At 64.2% G+C, this 16,928-nt stretch carries 11 protein-coding genes and 1 pseudogene; 3 read left to right on the top strand and 9 right to left on the bottom strand.

Annotated features, from left to right (window positions below; all coding sequences use genetic code 11):
* Positions 1 to 32: 32 nt before the first annotated feature.
* The 5 genes and pseudogenes from AB3X94_RS11795 to AB3X94_RS11775 form a co-directional block, all read right to left on the bottom strand.
* Positions 33 to 3,605: a response regulator gene (locus tag AB3X94_RS11795; protein WP_368611707.1), complete on the bottom strand. Its 3,573-nt coding sequence runs from the start codon at positions 3,603 to 3,605 to the stop codon at positions 33 to 35.
* A 288-nt stretch (positions 3,606 to 3,893) separates the two neighbouring features.
* A pseudogene (gene katE / locus AB3X94_RS11790) lies at positions 3,894 to 6,026 on the bottom strand (catalase HPII); the annotation flags it as partial.
* A gap of 106 nt (positions 6,027 to 6,132) precedes the next feature.
* Positions 6,133 to 7,032, bottom strand: coding sequence for a MipA/OmpV family protein (locus AB3X94_RS11785; RefSeq protein WP_368611603.1), 900 nt, complete (start codon positions 7,030 to 7,032; stop codon positions 6,133 to 6,135).
* A gap of 307 nt (positions 7,033 to 7,339) precedes the next feature.
* Positions 7,340 to 8,098: a peptide-methionine (S)-S-oxide reductase MsrA gene (gene msrA / locus AB3X94_RS11780; protein WP_368611602.1), complete on the bottom strand. Its 759-nt coding sequence runs from the start codon at positions 8,096 to 8,098 to the stop codon at positions 7,340 to 7,342.
* Between the two features lie 156 nt (positions 8,099 to 8,254).
* Positions 8,255 to 8,767 carry an Lrp/AsnC family transcriptional regulator gene (locus AB3X94_RS11775; protein WP_368611601.1) on the bottom strand — a complete coding sequence of 171 codons (513 nt, stop codon included), beginning with the start codon at positions 8,765 to 8,767 and terminating at the stop codon, positions 8,255 to 8,257.
* A 133-nt stretch (positions 8,768 to 8,900) separates the two neighbouring features.
* Between AB3X94_RS11775 and AB3X94_RS11770 the strand changes: the two genes are divergently transcribed.
* Positions 8,901 to 9,917 (top strand): 1-aminocyclopropane-1-carboxylate deaminase, encoded by a 1,017-nt coding sequence (locus tag AB3X94_RS11770; protein ID WP_368611600.1) that lies wholly within the window; start codon positions 8,901 to 8,903, stop codon positions 9,915 to 9,917.
* A 15-nt stretch (positions 9,918 to 9,932) separates the two neighbouring features.
* On the opposite strand, the gene AB3X94_RS11765 is transcribed toward AB3X94_RS11770, so the two are convergent.
* Positions 9,933 to 10,844 carry a LysR family transcriptional regulator gene (locus AB3X94_RS11765; RefSeq protein ID WP_176106028.1) on the bottom strand — a complete coding sequence of 304 codons (912 nt, stop codon included), beginning with the start codon at positions 10,842 to 10,844 and terminating at the stop codon, positions 9,933 to 9,935.
* A gap of 138 nt (positions 10,845 to 10,982) precedes the next feature.
* On the opposite strand from AB3X94_RS11765, the gene AB3X94_RS11760 reads away from it, so the two are divergent.
* Positions 10,983 to 11,708 (top strand): pirin family protein, encoded by a 726-nt coding sequence (locus AB3X94_RS11760; RefSeq protein ID WP_176106029.1) that lies wholly within the window; start codon positions 10,983 to 10,985, stop codon positions 11,706 to 11,708.
* A 97-nt stretch (positions 11,709 to 11,805) separates the two neighbouring features.
* Complete coding sequence (locus tag AB3X94_RS11755) at positions 11,806 to 12,219, top strand: DoxX family protein (RefSeq protein ID WP_176123767.1); 414 nt, start codon at positions 11,806 to 11,808, stop codon at positions 12,217 to 12,219.
* 110 nt (positions 12,220 to 12,329) lie between these two features.
* On the opposite strand, the gene ahpF is transcribed toward AB3X94_RS11755, so the two are convergent.
* The 3 genes from ahpF to prpR form a co-directional block, all read right to left on the bottom strand.
* Positions 12,330 to 13,922, bottom strand: coding sequence for an alkyl hydroperoxide reductase subunit F (gene ahpF / locus AB3X94_RS11750; RefSeq protein ID WP_176106031.1), 1,593 nt, complete (start codon positions 13,920 to 13,922; stop codon positions 12,330 to 12,332).
* 173 nt (positions 13,923 to 14,095) lie between these two features.
* Positions 14,096 to 14,659 (bottom strand): alkyl hydroperoxide reductase subunit C, encoded by a 564-nt coding sequence (ahpC, locus tag AB3X94_RS11745; protein WP_176106032.1) that lies wholly within the window; start codon positions 14,657 to 14,659, stop codon positions 14,096 to 14,098.
* A 149-nt stretch (positions 14,660 to 14,808) separates the two neighbouring features.
* Entirely contained in the window at positions 14,809 to 16,830 is a 2,022-nt protein-coding gene (gene prpR, locus AB3X94_RS11740; RefSeq protein ID WP_368611599.1) for a propionate catabolism operon regulatory protein PrpR, read from the bottom strand.
* Positions 16,831 to 16,928: the final 98 nt, after the last annotated feature.

The raw sequence follows: 16,928 nt of genomic DNA, 5'->3' as shown, positions 1-16,928 counted from the left end.
CGTTTCTCGCTTGCGTGCTTGCGCTCGCGCTCTCAGCGCTGCCGCAGCCACACGCGGCACAGCGCGACGAGCTTGTCGACGTCGATCGGTTTCGACACGTAGTCGTCGGCGCCCGCTTCGAGGCAGCGCGTGCGATCGTTCGCCATCGCCTTCGCGGTCAGCGCGATGATCGGCAGATGCGCGAAGCGCGGATTGCGGCGAATCTCGCCCATCGCGGTCAGGCCGTCCATCTCGGGCATCATCACGTCCATCAGCACCAGATGCACTTCCGGTCCGCTCTCCAGTTCGTCGAGCGCCTCGCGGCCGTTGCGCGCGATCAACAGCTTCGCGCCGAGCGGTTCCAGCACGTGCGACAGCGCGAAGATGTTGCGCACATCGTCTTCGGCGAGCAGGATCGTGCGGCCCTCGAGCGCGTTGTCGCGTTGGCGCACGGTGCGCAGCATGCGCTGCTGCTCCGGCGCGAGCGACGACTCGACGCTGTGCAGGAACAGCGTGACTTCGTCGAGCAGACGCTCCGGCGATTTCGCGCCCTTGATGATGATCGACTTCGAATAGCGGCGCAGCCGGTGCTCCTCTTCGTCGGACAGCATGCGGCCTGTGTAGACGATCACCGGCAGCGATGCATGCGCAGTGTTGGCGGCGAGACGTTCGAGCAGATCGTAGCCGGTGCCGTCGGGCAGCGCGAGATCGGTGACGACGCAGTCGAACGCCACCGTCGACAGTTGCTCGAACGCCTCGGCGAGCGTCGCGACCGCGACGATCTCGGTGTTCTCGCTTTGCAGCAGCGCGCGGATGCTTGCACGCATCGGCGCGTCGTCCTCGATCACCAGCACGCGCTTCAGGCGCTGTTGCAGCCGCGCTTCGAGGCGGCGGATCGCGGCCTCCATCGTCGAGCGCGCGGTCGGCTTCAGCGTGTAGCCGATCGCGCCGAGGTGCAGCGCCTTGTCGGCGTGATCGGTAGCCGACACGATATGAATCGGAATGTGGCGCGTCAGCGGATCGTTCTTCAGCCATTCGAGCACCGTGAGGCCCGAGCGGTCCGGCAAACCGACATCGAGCAGCACCGCGGCCGGCCGCATGTCTCGCACCAGCGCGAGGCCGCTGGCCGCGTCGCTCGCGTGCACGAAGTCGAAGTCGAGTTCGTGCACGAGATCGCGCAGAATCGCGGCGAACGGCGGATCGTCTTCGACCGCGACGATCAGACGGCCTGCGCGGGTGCGGTTGTCGCGATCGTCGGCAATTGGCGCAGCAGCGGGCTCGCCGGTGCCGGGCTGCAAAGCGTCGCGCGATGCGACGGGCGACGCCCGGTTTGCCAGACCATTCGCCGGCGAGATCACCGCGGCGGGCGCGGCGTCGAGCGGCGTGTGCAGCAACGGCGCTTCCGCCGTCGCCTGCGCGCCCATGCCCATGCCCGTGCCCATGCCCATGCCCGCGTTGATCGCGCTGTCCGCGGCCTCGCGCGTATCGAGCGGCAGCCACAGCGAAAACACGCTGCCCTTGCCGACTTCGCTCGCGACCGTAATGCGCCCGCCCAGCAGCCGCGAAAACTCGCGCGAAATCGACAGCCCGAGACCGCTGCCGCCATATTGACGGCTCGTCGAGCCATCGGCCTGCTGGAATGCCTCGAAGATCATGTCGAGCTTGTCGGCCGGAATGCCGATGCCGGAATCGCGCACGTCGAAGCGCAGCACGTTGTCCTCGACCTTGGCGACCTCGAGCGTGACCTCGCCGCGCTCGGTGAACTTCACCGCGTTCGACAGCAGGTTGCGCAGAATCTGCGTGAGCCGCTGACCGTCGGTGACGAACGTATCCGGCGTACCCGGCAACTTGTCGAAAGCGACCCGCAAGTGCTTGGTCGCCGCGATCGGCCGGAACATTTCGTCGAGCGATTGCAGCGTCGCCTCGATCGACACCGTTTCGGGTTCGACCGTCAACTGCCCCGCCTCGACCTTCGACAGGTCGAGAATGTCGTTGATCAGCACGAGCAGATCGCTGTTCGACGCGTGGATCGTCTCCGCGTAGCGCACCTGCTCGTCGGTCAGATTGCCGCTGCGATTCTGCTGCAGCAGCTTCGCGAGAATCAGCGAGCTGTTCAGCGGCGTGCGCAATTCGTGCGACATATTCGCGAGGAATTCGGACTTGTAGCGGCTCGACTGTTCGAGGCGCTCCGCGTTGGCCGCCAGATCGTTCTGCGCGCGCAGCAGATCAGATTTCTGCCGCTCCAGCCGCTGCGCGTATTCCTCGAGCTGCACGTTGGTCTGTTCGAGCTCGGCCTGCTGTGCTTCGAGGCGCCGTTGCGATTCCATCAGCGCGCGGCCGCGTTCCTCGAGACCTTCGTTCGAGACCCGCAACTCCTCCTGCTGGACCTGCAACTCCTCGTTGAGCTGCTGCGTCTCGGCGAGCGCATCCTGCAGGCGCTCGCGATACAGCGCCGCTTCGAGAAAATCGCCCATGCTGTGGCGGATCAGCTCCATGAACTCTTCGTCGCGCGGCCTCACCTCGCGCAGAAAGCCCATTTCGATGACGCCGTTGACCTGGCCGTCGTTGTCGATCGGCAGGATCAGCAGATTGCGCGGCGCGCCGCTGCCCGTCGCCGACATGACCCGCACATAATCGGAGGGCACGTCGCGCAGCACCAGCGTGCGGTGCGAGCGCGCGGCCTGGCCGACCAACGTTTCGCCCTCCTCGAAACTCAGAGCGGCGGTCTGTTCGCTGTCGCGGCTGTATCCATACGCGGCGATGCGGCGCAGCGTGCCGCTTTGCCGGTCGCGCACGTACAGCGCGGCGACGACCGCATCGAGATATTGGGCGAGAAACTCGAGCATCGCGCGGCCGACGAGCGGCGCGCTCGTCTGGCCGACGACCTTGTCCGCTAGCAGGCGCTGGCCCGAGCGCAACCAGACCTGCTGCTCGAGCAGCGTGGTCTGCTCGTCCTGCTGACGCAGCACGTCGTCGTAGGTCTGTGACAGGTCCAGCAGTTCGCGACGACCCCGCCATGCGAGCAGGCCGCTGACGCCGAGGCTGAACAGCAGGAACAGGCCGACCAGCGTCGCCGTCACATTGCGCGTGGCTTCGGCGCGCTGCTGGCGCAGGCGCAATTGGACATCGAGAAAATCGCCGAATTCGCGGCGTATTTCGTCGAATTCCACCTTGCCGCGCCCCGCTGCGATCGCGCTCTCATAGTCTAGATTGCGGCGGCGCGCGTCGATGATCTCCTCGGCGAAGTGGGTCCAACGCTGCTGCAGCGCCTCGATCTGCTTGAGCCGCGCGATTTGCAGCGGGTTGTCGGCGACCTGCTTCTGCAAGGTTTCGAGCTGCGCCTTGAATTTCGGGCCGCCGTTTTCATACGGCGTGAGGAAACTCTCGTCACCGGTGATCAGGAAGCCGCGCATCGACGATTCGCGATCGACCGCGAGCCGCAGCATTTCGTTGGCGTCGCCGATCACGCGCTCGGAGTGCTCGGCCCAACTCATTGTCGACACGAGATAAGCGATCAGGCCGACGAACAGCGCCATCGTGACGAGGCCGACGCCCAAAGGCAGCGCGATATTGCGGCGAAGGATGCGGCGGAAACGGAGTTGATCGACGGCCTGCGATGCGGTCATTTTTTCTGTAAGTGGCATGGCGAATCGGGTCGATGCGGAATATTTTGCGGGGTTTGCGCACGGTGTTGAGTACCGCGAAGCGACCGCCGTCATCATACAAGGACGACACTCATCCTGTAACGGAAGGCGGCTGGTTGAGCTTGCTGGCAGGGCGCGGCAAATAAAGAAACCTGGCCGGCTCGCACCGGCCAGGTTCCTGCATCGAACACACATCATCGACACGCCGCATTGCGGCTACGCTCAGCGCCGTTTAGCGGCTAACGCGGCAGCGCAACCTGCCCGGCCCGCTCAGGCCGGCACCGATTCCGCCTGCGCCGCGCGCGACCACACGCGATGCTGCCCCGCGGCATTGAGGAACGCCTTCAACACATCGGCCGACTGCGAGTCCTCGCCGGTCGCGACGCCGTCCGACTGCGCCGGCAACTGCGCGGCCGTGAGCAGATCGCGCCCCGCGCCAAGCGCCGCGATCGCCTTCAGATGCTTGAACGCTTCGAGCACGAAGTGCCTCGCATCGCCCGATTGCGATAGCGCCTTCGCCCCCTTCTCGCCGCCGACGACGATCACCGCGTCGAACATCACCGACGGCAGCCCGGCGATCGTCGCGTCGGGTGCGAGGTCATCGATGCCGGCGAGCGTCGGTGCGATCAGCATCGGCGTCGCGCCTTCGCCCTTGAGCGCCTGCTGCAGCTGTTTGATCGCCGCGGCATCGGAACCGGGCGCGGCGAGCAGCGCGATCTTGCGGGTCTTGATGCCGGGCTTTACGCGATTGAGCAAACTCAACGCCGGCGATGCCTTCGGCCCAACCAGCCTGGCCGTGCCCTGCTTCGGCGCCGGCAGACCGAGTCCAACGGCCACTTTCGCGGCGAGACCGGCGTCGAAGTTCGCGAGAATCTCGTTGACCTGGCGCGCGCGAATCTCGGGCTTCGTCACCTTACCCAGTTCGAACTGATAGGCCGCCGCGATATGGTCTTTTTCAGGCTGCGACATGCTGTTGTAGAACAGCGCGGCCTGCGAGAAATGATCGGCGAACGAGTCGCTGCGCACGCGAATCTTCGTGCTCTCGACGCGTTCCTGATAGCTGTCGAAGCCGCCATCTTCGGCGGCCGGATCGGTTTCCTTCGGCCAGCCGTCGTTCAGCGAGTTCGGCTCGTACGACGCCTGGCCGACGTGAATCGCCTGTCGATGCATCGCATCGCGCTGATTGTTGACGGACGGACAGACCGGACGGTTGATCGGAATCTCGTGAAAGTTCGGGCCGCCGAGACGGCTGATCTGCGTGTCCGTGTACGAGAACAAGCGCCCTTGCAGCAGCGGGTCGTTGGTGAAATCGATGCCCGGCACGATATGCCCCGGATGGAACGCGGCCTGTTCGGTCTCAGCGAAGAAGTTGTCCGGATTGCGATTGAGCGTCATCTTGCCGATGATCTTCACCGGCACCAGCTCTTCAGGAATCAGCTTGGTCGGATCGAGCAGATCGAAATCGAACTTGTGCTCGTCCGCTTCCTCGACGATCTGCACGCCCAGTTCGTACTCGGGATAGTCGCCGCGTTCGATCGCTTCCCATAAGTCGCGCCGGTGAAAGTCCGGGTCCTTGCCCGCGAGCTTCTGCGCTTCGTCCCACAGCAGCGAATACGAGCCGAGCACCGGACGCCAGTGGAGCTTGACGAAGCGCGCCTTGCCCTCTGCATTGACGAAGCGGAACGTGTGGACGCCAAAGCCTTCCATCATCCGTAAGCTGCGCGGGATCGCGCGATCCGACATCGTCCACAGCACCATGTGCGCCGATTCGGGCACGAGCGAAACGAAGTCCCAGAACGTGTCGTGCGCGGACCCGCCGGTCGGCATTTCGTTCGGAGCTTCCGGTTTCACCGCATGCACGAAATCGGGAAACTTGATCGCGTCCTGGATGAAGAACACCGGCATGTTGTTGCCGACAAGATCGAAATTGCCTTCCTGCGTGTAGAACTTCGTCGCGAAGCCGCGCACGTCGCGCACCGTGTCGGCCGAGCCGCGCGGACCTTGCACGGTCGAGAAACGCACATAGACCGGCGTCTCGGTAGCCGGGTCCTGCAGAAACGCGGCCTTGGTGTACTCGCGCATCGATTCGTAGACCTTGAAGACGCCATGTGCGGCCGAGCCGCGCGCGTGCACGATCCGTTCGGGAATGCGCTCGTGATCGAAGTGCGTGATCTTCTCACGCATGATGAAATCTTCGAGCAGCGACGGGCCGCGTGGCCCCGCGCGCAACGTGTTCTGGTTGTCGGCGATCTTGACGCCCTGATTGGTTCTCAGCGCCTCGCCTTGCGGCTTCACGCGATTGCGTTCGAGATCGTTCGATTTCGCGTCGTTCGACTGCGCCGCCCCGTTTGCGTGGGCCGCGGGCTTCGGGGTATTCGCTTTACCTGCCATGGGAATCGACTCCTTGTGTTCGGGCGCGCGGCGACGAAGGCGTCGCGGCGCGCGATTACGGAGTCAGCAAGGGCTATACCTACGAAGTCGCGGCGCAAGGGCTGCGCGGCGCGCTACGTCAGAACCGGTAGTTGATCGACACGTCGGCGACACCGGTCGCGCGGCTGCGCGTGATCGGACTGTTGCCCGCGCCGCCGACGAGCTGCTCGAACGCGCCGTCGGCGGTCGCGAACCAGTGCTTGCTGAACAGCCAGATCGCGCTGACACCGAAACCCACCGACTTGAAGCCGGCGCTCGCGTGATACTGCGGATACTGCGAGTGAGCGGCCTGCTCCTGATTGACGCCGAACCAGCTGTTCATGTACTTGGAGTCCGCGAGCACCACGTTCGGCCCGGCGAACCAGAAGAACTGTTTGGTGCTGCCGGGCATCGGCATATAGGCGCCGAGATCGCCGATCCAGCCGTTCGATCCGCCGAAATAGCGGCGGATATCGGCGCGCAGCACGAGCGGAAAATCCTTCGAAATGACGTACTCGCCCGAGAGCTTCAGACCGACCGCCGGGTTGATGTTGCCGAGCCCGTTGAGTTCCTGCGGATCGTCCTGGGCGCGTCGGCCGAGATCGTAGACTGCGGCGAGACTCATGCGCCAGTTCTCGCCCTGCGCGAAGTTCACGCCGAAGCCTTCGCCGCTCGACAGAAAGAGCAGATCCTTGTAACGCACGTCGATGCTCGGACCGGCCACCAGGTGATAGCGGTCCGATCCCTCGAAGCGCGGCTGGAACGACGTGGCCACGCCGAAGCGCAGTTGCCAGTCGGGAATGTTCGGCTGCCACATCTTCTGCAGCGGAACGCCCACCGAGTATTGCCATTCGCCGAGCGGCGACGGCGTCTGCGCGAAGACCACACCCGGCACGCAGGCCATCGCACTCAAGGTCGCGGCGACGAAGAAGCTCGCCGCGATGCCGGTTTGTTTATGGCGGGGCGAGGCGCCCCGCTTCTTTCTACGGCTATTCACCACCGGAAGCCTCCGATCCGCTCATCGCGATGAGGTTAGGTTTTCGCCCGGGGTCCAGCGCGGACCCAAAAAGCACGGACGACCGCCGCACTGCTACTTGCGGCGTGTAATTTTTCCAATCGATGTCGCGGGCGGCGCGATGCGCACGAGGCGCGGCGAGCCCGCGTGACCCACGCGGTCATGTGGCCACTGCGCATGATGCTTGCGCGCCGCGGTGGCGCGGACAACGGCCCACGGAGCATGGCTTCGCAAGATATGCGCCAAGTCTGTGGAAGATTGATGACGAGCGCGACGCAACCGTTCGGCCGCGTCATTGCCCTACTTCGACGAGCACCGGCTTGTCGCGATACAGGCTGGGGAACAGGCGCTTCAGGTTGGCGATTTTCGGCATGTCATTGAACACGATATAGGCCGAATCGGGATGCAAGGTCAGATAGTTTTGGTGATACGACTCGGCCGGATAGAAGCCCCTGTACGGCTCCGTCTTCGTGACGATCGGCGCGGGGAACACGTGCGACTTGTCCAACTGCGCGATGTAGCTTTGCGCGACGCGCCGTTGCGCGTCGTTCAGCGGAAAGATCGCGGAGCGGTACTGCGTGCCGCTGTCGGGCCCCTGACGATTCAGCTCGGTCGGGTCCTGAACCACCGAGAAATACACCTGCAGCAACTGACCGTAGGTGACCTTGCCGGGATCGAAGGTGACCTGCACCGATTCGGCGTGCCCCGTGTCGCCGCCGCTGACGGTCTCGTACTGCGCGGTGTCGCGAGAGCCGCCCGAATAGCCGGACACCGCCCGCGTGACACCGCGCACATGCTGGAACACGCCCTGGACGCCCCAGAAGCAGCCACCCGCGAGCACCGCGGTTTCCTCGTGCGCGGTGCTGGCCGGGAGCGGTTCGTCGAGCGCGGGCGGTGCAATGACGACGGCGTTCTCCGCCGGGAACGCGACGCGCTGCGCAAGCGGCGACGCGAAGGCGACGGCGCCGAGCAGCAACGACAGTGCGGCCGCACGTGAGCGTTTCGAGTTGCCGCCGAGCGATGTAAGGGATTGCGGTCTGTTGCCAGTCATGATGGTCGCTCCGAAAAAGTGCAGACGCGCGCCCCCGCCTTGCCACCGTGCAGCCAGGCCGCACGCGGGTGCGCCGAAGCTTGGTCGCGCGGGCGCGGCGTTTATGACAGCATGCGCGTTTTTGCGGCCGGCTGCGCGGCCGGGTGGCCGAGCGGCTTACAGCGGAAATTTCGTGGTCGACAGGATTTCCTTCAGCACCATGAACGAGCGGATCTGCCGGACGCCCGGTAGATACAGCAACTGCTCCGCGTGGAGGCGATTGAAGCTGTCGCTGTCGCGCGTGCGGATCACCATGAAATAGTCGAACTCGCCGGTCACCACGTGGCACTCCATGCAGCCGGCCACCTTCTGCGCGGCCTTTTCGAATTCGGCGAACGACTCGGGCGTCGAGCGATCGAGCACCACGCCGATGATCACCAGCATGCCCGCGCCCGCCGCCTTCGGGTCGAGCAGCGCGACCACGCCTCGAATCAGCCCCGATTCCTTCAAGCGTTCGACGCGCCGCAAACACGCCGGCGCGCTCAGCTTCACTTTCGCGGCGAGCGCCACGTTCGAAATGGACGCGTCGGTTTGCAGCTGCCGCAGGATCGCCCGATCGATGCGATCGAGCGCGTGGTGGGGATCGGATGGTTTCGACCCAGTACGAACTTTTGTTGCGCTGGTGGCCATGTATACGAACTTTTATGAGGAAGAAGACATTCGCTAATTTTTAAAAGTACGTGCGCGCGATTTTTTTCGCAAGCTCATTTCCGATGATTTTTTCTAACATGAACCCACGGAAATCACCCACCACGGAGCCGCGATGAACCTGCAACGTTTCCCCCGCTACTCGCTCACCTTCGGGCCCACGCCGATCCAGCCGCTCAACCGTCTGAGCGAGCATCTCGGCGGCAAGGTCAAGCTTTATGCCAAGCGCGAGGACTGCAACAGCGGCCTCGCGTTCGGCGGCAACAAGACCCGCAAGCTCGAATATCTGATCCCCGACGCGCTCGCGCAGGGCTGCGACACGCTTGTGACGATCGGCGGCATCCAGTCGAACCAGACGCGCCAGGTCGCGGCGGTTGCCGCGCATCTGGGCCTGAAATGCGTGCTGGTGCAGGAGAACTGGGTCAATTACTCGGATGCGGTGTACGACCGCGTCGGCAACATCCAGATGTCGCGCATGATGGGCGCCGACGTGCGGCTCGTGCCGGACGGCTTCGACATCGGCTTTCGCAAGAGCTGGGAAGACGCGCTCGACAGCGTGCGCGCGGCCGGCGGCAAGCCGTACGCGATTCCGGCCGGCTGCTCGGATCATCCGCTGGGCGGGCTCGGCTTCGTCGGCTTCGCCGAAGAGGTGCGCCAGCAGGAAGCCGAACTGGGCTTCAAATTCGACTACATCGTCGTGTGCTCGGTGACGGGCAGCACCCAGGCGGGCATGGTCGTCGGTTTCGCCGCCGACGGCCGCGCCGATCGGGTGATCGGCATCGACGCCTCGGCGAAACCGGCGCAGACGCGCGAGCAGATCTCGCGCATCGCGAAGCGGACCGCCGAGAGCGTCGAGCTGGGCCGCGACATCACCGCGAAAGACATCGTGCTCGACGAGCGCTACGGCGGTCCGGAATACGGTCTGCCCAACGACGGCACGCTCGAGGCGATCCGTTTGTGCGCGCGGCTCGAAGGCATGCTGACCGATCCGGTGTACGAGGGAAAATCGATGCACGGCATGATCGACAAGGTCCGTAACGGCGAATTTCCGGCCGGCTCGCGCGTGCTGTATGCGCACCTGGGCGGCGTGCCGGCGTTGAGCGCGTACAGCTTCATCTTCCGCGACGGTTGATGGGGTTTAGAAGATTTAGCCGCCGGGCGTCCGCGGTTCGGCCGCGAGCTTTTTCCTCAAATGCTTGCGCAGAAACTCGACGAATGCCCGGATCGTGACCGAGCTTTGCCGATGCTGCGGATACACGGCATAGACGCCCGTCGCCGACGGCAGGAACGCTTCGAGCACGGGCACGAGCTGTCCGCTGGCGAGCGCATCGGCGATGATGAAATCGGGCAGCCGGACGATGCCCAGTCCCGCGACGGCCGAATCGCGAATCAGCTCGCCGTTATTGGCCCGCAACGGCCCGCGCACCTCGACGCTCCTGACCGCGCCGTCGACCCGAAACTCCCAGCCCACCGCGCCGCCGTGGCCGTACAGCAGGCAATCGTGATTCACGAGATCGGCCGGCACGGCCGGGCTGCCACGCCGCCGCTGATAACCGGGGCTGCAGCACGCGATCATCCTCACATCGATCAGCTTTTGCGCGATCAGCGACGAATCCGCCAGCGTGCCGATACGGATCGCCATGTCGAAGCCCTCGCCGACCACATCGACGGCGCGATCGCTCAGTTCCATATCGAAGCGCACGTCGCGATGCTCGCGCAGAAACGCCGCGACGAGCGGCGACAGATGCGTCATGCCGAACGACATCGGCGCGCTCACGCGTAGCAGCCCGCGCGGCCCGGCACGGCGCAACGACATCGCCTGCTCGGCGTCCTCGACCTCGCCGAGGATGCGCCTCGCCCGCTCATAGAACTCCTGGCCCAGATCGGTCACCGCCAGCTTGCGCGTATTGCGAATCAGCAGTTGCACGCCGAGCGCCTCCTCGAGCGCCATCACACGGCGGCTCACGAACTGTTTCGACAGCGACAGCCGGTTTGCCGCGGCGGTGAAATTGTGGGCGTCGACGGTCGCGACGAAGATTCGCATGTCATCGAGTTGCATCGTATTGTCCACTTCATTGTGACAGTGTTTCCGGTTTGACCATGATTATAACGATCCGGATTGACCTACACTGTCATTCATCGATCGCAGCCAAACATCTGGCCCGGATCACACGACAAAACTCAAGGAGAAAACAGCATGCTCGAAATCAGACACGCCAACCAACGTGGCCGCGCGGAACACGGCTGGCTCAGCTCGCGCCATACGTTTTCGTTCGCGCACTATCATGATCCGAAGCAGAACGGCTTCTCCGACCTGCTCGTGATCAACGACGACCGTGTGGCGCCGGCGCAAGGCTTCGGCAAGCATCCGCATCGCGACATGGAGATCTTTTCGTACGTGCTCGAAGGCGCGCTCGAACACAAGGACACGATGGGCACGGGCTCGGTGATCGTGCCGGGCGACATCCAGTTGATGAGCGCGGGCACCGGCGTGGCGCACAGCGAATACAACCATTCGAAGAGCGAGCCGGTGCATTTCCTGCAAATCTGGATCGCGCCGGCTCAGCAAGGCACGAAGCCGCGCTATCAGCAACAGCACTTCGGCGCGGCCGACAAGCGCGGCGTGCTGCGGCTGGTGCTGTCGCCGGACGGTGCGAACGGTTCGCTGCAATTGCAACAGGACGCACGTGTGTATGCGGGTCTTTTCAACGGTGACGAAACCGCGCGACTCGAACTCGCGAAGGACCGTTATGCGTATGTTCATGTGGCGCGCGGCAGCGTCACGGTGAATGGCGTGGAGCTTGGCGAGGGCGACGGGGCACGGGTGCGTGGCGAAGAAGCGCTGACGTTCACGCAGGGCCGCGACGCGGAAGTGCTCGTGTTCGACCTGCGCAACATCGAGACCTCGGCACTGTGGGCATAAGCGCTCCGCTTGCGCCGTTAATGACTCAATCTTGAACGTGGCTCGCTGGACGACGATGTTCAGCGAGCTTCAACTCTCTACCCTAACGGGAAAAATCATGCGCTATACGCTGTTTGAAAACCAGAAAGACGCTGTGGTTCTCGTCGCTCGAATCCTGTTGATGGTGCTGTTCGTGATGTTCGGCTGGTCGAAGCTGACCGGCTTTTCCGGCACCGTCGCTTATATGACGTCGACCGGCGCGCCTGTGCCGGAGTTGTCCGCCGTTATCGCGGTGGTGATGGAACTGGTCGTGGGCGTCGCGCTGCTGGTGGGTTTCTTCACGCGACCGCTGGCGCTGCTGCTTGCGCTGTATACGCTCGGCACCGCGATCATCGGCCACCACTACTGGAATATGACGGGCGCGATGCAATACGACAACATGATTCATTTCTACAAGAACATCGGCATCATCGGTGGCTTGCTGTTGTTGTGCGTGACCGGCCCCGGCAAGTATTCGTTCGACCGGCGTTGATATCGATTTCCGTGCTCTAACGAAAAAGGCCCGCATGCAGCGGGTCTTTTTTCGTGCGCAAACTGAAACGGCGGCCCGCGGGCCGCCGTTTGCGTCTCTGATCTACCGGATCAAACTGCTGCTTCGGCTTCCGCTTCGCTGACAGCCGCGACTTCTTCGCTGTGGCGGATCAGGTGATCGAACGCGGACAGCGATGCCTTCGCGCCTTCGCCCACCGCGATCACGATCTGCTTGAACGGCACCGTGGTCACGTCGCCGGCGGCGAACACGCCCGGCACCGACGTCGCGCCGCGCGCATCGACGACGATCTCGCCATGCTTCGACAGTTCGACCGTGCCCTTCAGCCATTCGGTGTTCGGCACGAGACCGATCTGCACGAACACGCCTTCGAGTTCGACCTGCTTCACTTCGCCCGAAGCGAGGTTCTTATAGACCAGTCCGTTGACCTTCTTGCCGTCGCCGGTGATTTCCGTGGTCTGCGCCTGCGTGACGATCGTCACGTTCGACAGGCTGCGCAGCTTGCGTTGCAGCACTTCGTCGGCACGCAGCGTCGCACCGAATTCGAGCAGCGTTACTTCGCGCACGAGACCCGCGAGGTCGATCGCCGCCTCGACACCCGAGTTGCCGCCGCCAATCACCGCAACGCGCTTGCCCTTGAACAGCGGGCCATCGCAGTGCGGGCAGTAGGCGACGCCGTGATTGCGGTACTCGCGCTCGCCAGGCACGTTGATTTCGCGCCAGCGCGCACCGGTCGCGAGGATGATCGTCTTCGCCTTCAGCACCGCGCCGTTTGCCAGACGCACTTCGTTGATGCGCCCAGGAATCAGCGCTTCGGCGCGCTGCACGTCCATGATGTCGACGTCATAGGCCTTCACGTGCTGTTCGAGCGCGGTCGCGAACTTCGGCCCTTCGGTTTCGGTCACCGACACGAAGTTTTCGATCGCCAGCGTATCGAGCACCTGGCCGCCGAAACGCTCGGCCACGACGCCAGTCGCGATGCCCTTGCGCGCCGAGTAGATCGCCGCCGCAGCGCCCGCCGGGCCGCCGCCGACGATCAGCGTATCGAACACCGGCTTCTTTTCCAGTTCCTTCGCGGCGCGCGCACCGGCGTTGGTGTCGAGCTTCGCGAGGATTTCCTTCACGCCGCTGCGGCCCTGGCCGAAGGTCTCGCCGTTCAGGAACATCGTCGGTACCGCCATGATCTGGCGCGCTTCGACTTCGTTCTGGAACAGCGCGCCGTCAATCGCGACGTGACGGATGCGCGGATTGATCAACGCCATCACGTTCAGCGCCTGCACGACTTCCGGGCAGTTCTGGCACGACAGCGAGAAATACGTTTCGAATTGATAGTCGCCGTCGAGGCTGCGGATCTGTTCGATCACCGCATCGTCGAGTTTGACCGGATGGCCGCCGACCTGCAGCAGTGCGAGGACGAGCGACGTGAATTCATGCCCCATCGGAATGCCGGCGAAACGAATGCCCGCTTCCTTGCCCGCTTCGCCGATCGAAAACGACGGCTTGCGCTCGTGGTCACCGCGACGCTCGATCACCGTAACGCGCTCCGACAGAGTCGCGATGTCGTTCAGCAGGGCCAGCAGTTCCTGCGATTTCGCGCTGTCGTCAAGCGATGCGACGAGCTCGATAGGCCTGCTAACTTTTTCGAGGTACGACTTCAGTTGAGTCTTGAGATTGGCGTCAAGCATGGCGTTGCGATTCCGTGACGAGGGGTGTTGGTGTCCCGGCGCCGCGCACATCCGGATAGGACATGCTGGGCCCGGGGAACGCACGAAACGCCGTAGCAGGCGATTCGCGCGGTGATGCGCCGGGATGACCCCGGCAGATGCAGACTGCGAGTGCAGCGTGAGCTGCGCGGACCTTAGATCTTGCCGATCAGGTCGAGCGACGGGGTCAGCGTTTCTGCGCCCGGCGTCCACTTGGCGGGGCACACTTGACCCGGGTGAGCCGCGATGTATTGCGCAGCCTGAACCTTGCGCAGCAGTTCGCCAGCGTCACGGCCGATGCCGTTGTCGTGGATTTCGCACAGCTTGATCTCGCCTTCGGGGTTGATCACGAACGTGCCGCGCAGCGCGAGGCCTTCTTCTTCGATCAGCACGTCGAAGTTGCGCGAGATAGCGAGCGTCGGGTCAGCCAGCATCGGGTACTTGATCTTCTGGATCGTGTCCGACGTGTCGTGCCATGCCTTGTGCGTGAAGTGCGTATCGGTCGACACGCTGTAGATCTCAACGCCAATCTTCTTGAACTCTTCGTAACGATCGGCCAGGTCGCCCAGTTCGGTCGGGCACACGAAGGTGAAGTCCGCCGGGTAGAACACGAAAACCGACCACTTGCCCTTCAGGTCTTCTTCAGTGACGGTCTTGAAATCGCCGTTGTGGTAAGCCTGTGCTTTGAACGGTTTGACTTGACTGTTGATGATCGGCATTTGCTGAATCCTCTTTGGAGGGTGGTTGGAAAGTAGAGTCAGTATCTCAGACTACACTTAATAGGTAAAGTGGATTGCGTTAATGAGTTCGATAGTCGCGCCCTATTAGTTTGGTCGGTCGAGACTATCGGGACGAATGGCGCGGCGTTTCAGCCCTTCAGAAGCCGCCACAGCGTGGTTCGGCCGATGCCGAGCGCGCGGCTGGCGGCGGCACGATTGCCGCCGGATTGTTCGAGGGCGCGCAGCGCATCCTCGCGGCTGGGGCTGGCGCGGGGCGCCGTGCTGCCAGGCCTGGCGTCCTGAGACGCTTCCGTGATTCGCTCGTCCCCGGCCGGCCTGATCCGGCCGAACTCGGGAAACACCGCCAACCAGTCTGGCAAGGCGTCGGCGGTCGAGTTCCCGGACATCTCGCTGGTCCCGTCGCCGATATAAATCGCCGCGCGCGCCAGCAGATTTTCCAGTTCGCGGACGTTGCCGGGCCACGCGTAGTTCGCGAAAAGCGGGTCGAGAAACGCGAGCACCCGCCCGAGCGCCGCCGCCGACAAGCCGTACTGCAGCGCGCTGCGCTCCAGCAGATGCCGCGCCAGCGGCGCGATGTCGGCGCGGCGTTCGCGCAGCGGCGGCAATTTTATCTGAAGCAGATTTAATCTGAAATACAGATCCGCGCGAAACGCGCCCTGCTCGACTAGCGCATGAAGATCGCGGTGCGTCGCGGCGATCACTCGCACGTCGACCGGCGTCGCGCGGCCCGCGCCGAGCTTCATCACCTCGCGTTCCTGCAGCACTCGTAATAACCGGCTTTGCAGCGCGCCCGGCATTTCGCCGATTTCATCGAGAAAGATGGTACCTGTGTGGGCGATTTCAAATAGCCCCGGCTTGCCGCCGCGTCGCGCGCCCGTGAACGCCCCTTCCTCGTGCCCGAACAGCTCGCTTTCGATCAGCCCCTCGGGCAGCGCCGCACAGTTGAACGCGACGAACGGATTGCCGCGCCGCCGACTCGCGTTATGGATGCCCTGCGCGACCAGTTCCTTGCCGGTGCCGCTTTCGCCGCTCAGCAGCACGGTCGCGTCGTGCGCGGCGCCGGCGCGCGCGAGCCGGCGCACGCGCTCGAGCGCCACCGACGCGCCGATCAGATCGTCGAGCCGATGCCGCGCGACCAGATGCCTCGGCCGCTGGCTGGTACGCAGCGAGCGGTCGATCCGTTGCGCAACGAGCGCGTCCTGCGCGGTCACGACGAACCCGGCCCGCGCGCCCTGCTCGATAATCGGCACACAGCTGACGATCAGCGCGCGCCCGCCGATCTGCTCGATGCGTTCGTCGACCGGCTGGTCGGCGACGCGCGTCTCACGCAACAGCGGCGCGAGCGCGCGTCCGACCCGCGCGGGGGTGTCCTCGTCGTAGCGCGGGGCCGCCTGTGCTGAGCCTGAACCGAGCAGGTCGAGCATCGCCGGGTTGACGGCTTCGAGCTGGCCGGCTTCGTCGAACGCGGCGACGCCGTCCCGCAGATGCGCAACGATCGTATTGAGGCGCACCCGCTTCGATTCCTTCTGGCGGCTCACCCGCGCCAGTTCGACCGAGCGCTCGAACGCTTCCTCGACCGCGGCGAGCGAGTACAGGAACACGCTTTCCATGCCGGCCTGCTGGGCCAGATCGCAGGCCATGCCCGCGCCGACCACCACGCGGCAGCCCTGCGCGGCGAGTTCATCGACCGCGAGCCGCACTTCGTCGATCGACCTGTACGCGCGCTGCCGCAGATCGACATTCAGCAGCGGGCTCAGATCGGCCAGCTCCTGCGCGATCGCTTCATGCAGCACCAGCCCGATGCGCGCTTGCGGCCACGTGGCGGTGGCGCGCGTGATTGCGCTCAACACGTCGAAGCCGTTCACCTTGACCATCACGACCGGCACGCTGAGATTCTCTTGCAGATACGCGCCGTTCGAGCCGGCGGACAGTACGACATCGACGGAACCTGCGTCCACGTACGCCTGCAGCGCGGCGACGGCGGCGCCGTAACCCTCCCGTACCGTGAAGAATTTCGCGCGGCCCGCATAGCGCGGCGCTACCGCCTCGCAAAGCGATTGCAGTCGGCTGATACTGACGAGTGCGACGCCGGGGCGGCCGACATCGACGGCGGGGCTCGGGTTCGCGACGAATGGGGTGAACGTGGACACCGCGGCTCTCCTTATTGAAACGTTCCGCGAAACGTTTCATGAAACGTTCCAACGATTGTGCCACGAACGCCCAGGCCGAGCCCACCGCGCGCAAACCG

Origin of the sequence: Paraburkholderia sp. BR10923, from assembly GCF_040948765.1 — a bacterium.
GTDB lineage: Bacteria > Pseudomonadota > Gammaproteobacteria > Burkholderiales > Burkholderiaceae > Paraburkholderia > Paraburkholderia youngii.
Note: the sequence above shows the minus strand (reverse complement) of the source record. Positions and strands in the feature narration are given on the sequence as shown.

Bases quoted from the DNA above. Each gene is read 5' to 3' on its own strand.
- AB3X94_RS11795 (WP_368611707.1), bottom strand. From the start codon at position 3,605: ATGACCGCATCGCAGGCCGTCGATCAACTCCGTTTCCGCCGCATCCTT.
- msrA (WP_368611602.1), bottom strand. From the start codon at position 8,098: ATGACTGGCAACAGACCGCAATCCCTTACATCGCTCGGCGGCAACTCG.
- AB3X94_RS11775 (WP_368611601.1), bottom strand. From the start codon at position 8,767: ATGGCCACCAGCGCAACAAAAGTTCGTACTGGGTCGAAACCATCCGAT.
- AB3X94_RS11770 (WP_368611600.1), top strand. From the start codon at position 8,901: ATGAACCTGCAACGTTTCCCCCGCTACTCGCTCACCTTCGGGCCCACG.
- AB3X94_RS11765 (WP_176106028.1), bottom strand. From the start codon at position 10,844: ATGCAACTCGATGACATGCGAATCTTCGTCGCGACCGTCGACGCCCAC.
- AB3X94_RS11760 (WP_176106029.1), top strand. From the start codon at position 10,983: ATGCTCGAAATCAGACACGCCAACCAACGTGGCCGCGCGGAACACGGC.
- AB3X94_RS11755 (WP_176123767.1), top strand. From the start codon at position 11,806: ATGCGCTATACGCTGTTTGAAAACCAGAAAGACGCTGTGGTTCTCGTC.
- ahpF (WP_176106031.1), bottom strand. From the start codon at position 13,922: ATGCTTGACGCCAATCTCAAGACTCAACTGAAGTCGTACCTCGAAAAA.
- ahpC (WP_176106032.1), bottom strand. From the start codon at position 14,659: ATGCCGATCATCAACAGTCAAGTCAAACCGTTCAAAGCACAGGCTTAC.